The following is a 1,829-nucleotide window of genomic DNA, read 5'->3' as shown; positions in this document are numbered from 1 at the left end:
TTAAATTAGGAGAAAGTCTATGTTTGGTATCTTTGACAAGCTAACTGAATTTTTTAAGGATATGCTACTCGGAGGTATCAAAGCAAATCTTGAGTCCATGTTCTTAGATATAAATGACAAGGTAGGAGTTATTGCAACTGATGTTGGGAAAACGCCAATGGGTTGGAATGGAGAAGTATATAACTTCATAAAAAACATTAATGATAATGTGATTGTTCCAATAGCAGGTCTTATCATAACAGCAGTTTTATGTATTGAACTCATAAATATGGTTATGCAAAAGAATAATATGCATGATACAGATACTTTTGAGTTTTTCAAATACATTATAAAGATGTTTATAGCAGTCTACCTTGCAAGCCATGCTTTTGAATTTTCAATGGCAGTCTTTGATGTGGCACAAAATCTTGTAAACAAAGCGGCAGGGGTAATCACTACTTCTGCCACTGTTTCAGGAGATCAGATAGTTGCAATGGTTGATACATTAAAAGAAAAAGATGTTGGTGAGCATTTAATGATATTAGTTGAAACAAGCCTAGTGAGGATTGCAATTCAAGGAATTTCACTAGTTATAACATTAATAGTATATGGGCGTATGTTTGAAATATATGTCTACTCATCAGTATCATCCATACCATTTGCGACTATGGGAAATAAAGAATGGGGTCAGATTGGAACAAATTATATCAAGGGACTTTTTGCCTTGGGACTACAAGGTTTGTTTTTGATGGTATGTTTAGGTATCTACACCGTTTTAATAAGAACGGTACAGGTTACAGATATTCACGCAAGCTTGTTTAGTATATTAGGATATGCTCTACTACTTGGACTTATGATGTTTAAGAGTGGAACAGTTGCAAAAAGTATTATGAATACACACTAGGAGGAATAAATGTTAAAAAAGAAAAATTGTGCTTTATTGGGACTTGGAATTTTATTGGGAGGAACTTATGAAATCTTAAAAGAGAAAAACAGGAATGAAGAGATTAGAAACTTAAAGAAAAGAATAAATAGGCTCGGAAGATGTCACAATGAATTTGTTATGTATCAAGGAGAATACAATGACAGAAATGAAGAAAAACAAGAAGAATTAGAAGAAAGAATTAGCTACCTAGAAGAAGAAACAACATCTAATTATGACCATATACTTGAACTTTCCAAAGAAGAAGTAGAGGGAGATTAAAATGGCATATGTAACAATACCAAAAGATTTGGACAAGATTAAAACAAAGGTTGCCTTTAACTTAACTAAAAGGCAACTAATAGGTTTTTCTGTGGCAGGACTAATTGGCATACCAACCTATTTATTTATGAAGAAATATCTACCTAATGATGTTTCAATCATTGTAATGCTAATAGTAACCCTGCCAATCTTTTTTATAACCTTATATGAAAAAGACACCTTAACTTTTGAAAAGTATTTTAAATTTTTCTATCTTCATAAGTTTTATCAACCAACTAAGAGAATAAGAAAGGAGGCATACCTTGAAGCAAAGAAAAAAGCAAATCAGCGACTTAAATCTAAGGGAAAAACAATTAAAAAAAGACCGAAAGGAAGTAAGAAGGCTAAAAACAAAGAAAGATCCAACAAATAGTCTTCTAAGTGTACTTTTAAAGAAAGAGAAAAAGAGATTTACTGTTGAGGACACTATTCCATATATAAGAATGTTACCAGAGGGCATTTGCCAGTTAGATGAAAAAAATTATTCAAAGACAATTTCATTTCAAGATATAAATTACCAGTTGGCATTGGAAGAAGATAGAGATTTAATCTTTAACCAATTTGCCAACTTTTTAAATTCTTTTGATCCAAGTGTCCACATTGAACT

Annotated in this window: 3 protein-coding genes and 1 pseudogene; all 4 read left to right on the top strand. The window is 31.7% G+C overall.

The window, feature by feature from the left end:
- Nucleotides 1–19 precede the first annotated feature (19 nt).
- Nucleotides 20–883: a VirB6/TrbL-like conjugal transfer protein, CD1112 family gene (locus DES33_RS09510; RefSeq protein ID WP_110058838.1), complete on the top strand. Its 864-nt coding sequence runs from the start codon at nt 20–22 to the stop codon at nt 881–883.
- A gap of 9 nt (nt 884–892) precedes the next feature.
- Nucleotides 893–1,183 (top strand): hypothetical protein, encoded by a 291-nt coding sequence (locus DES33_RS09505; RefSeq protein WP_110058837.1) that lies wholly within the window; start codon nt 893–895, stop codon nt 1,181–1,183.
- A 1-nt stretch (nt 1,184) separates the two neighbouring features.
- Complete coding sequence (locus tag DES33_RS09500) at nt 1,185–1,595, top strand: PrgI family protein (protein ID WP_110058836.1); 411 nt, start codon at nt 1,185–1,187, stop codon at nt 1,593–1,595.
- Nucleotides 1,486–1,829, top strand: a pseudogene (locus DES33_RS09495) (VirB4-like conjugal transfer ATPase, CD1110 family); the annotation flags it as partial. The gene DES33_RS09500 and the pseudogene DES33_RS09495, both read left to right, overlap by 110 nt.

It is taken from the genome of Finegoldia magna, assembly GCF_003182075.1.
Classification (GTDB): domain Bacteria; phylum Bacillota; class Clostridia; order Tissierellales; family Peptoniphilaceae; genus Finegoldia; species Finegoldia magna.
Note: the sequence above shows the minus strand (reverse complement) of the source record. Positions and strands in the feature narration are given on the sequence as shown.

Excerpts from the sequence above, each read along its gene's own strand:
- DES33_RS09510 (WP_110058838.1), top strand. The coding sequence starts at position 20 with ATGTTTGGTATCTTTGACAAGCTAACTGAATTTTTTAAGGATATGCTA.
- DES33_RS09505 (WP_110058837.1), top strand. The coding sequence starts at position 893 with ATGTTAAAAAAGAAAAATTGTGCTTTATTGGGACTTGGAATTTTATTG.
- DES33_RS09500 (WP_110058836.1), top strand. The coding sequence starts at position 1,185 with ATGGCATATGTAACAATACCAAAAGATTTGGACAAGATTAAAACAAAG.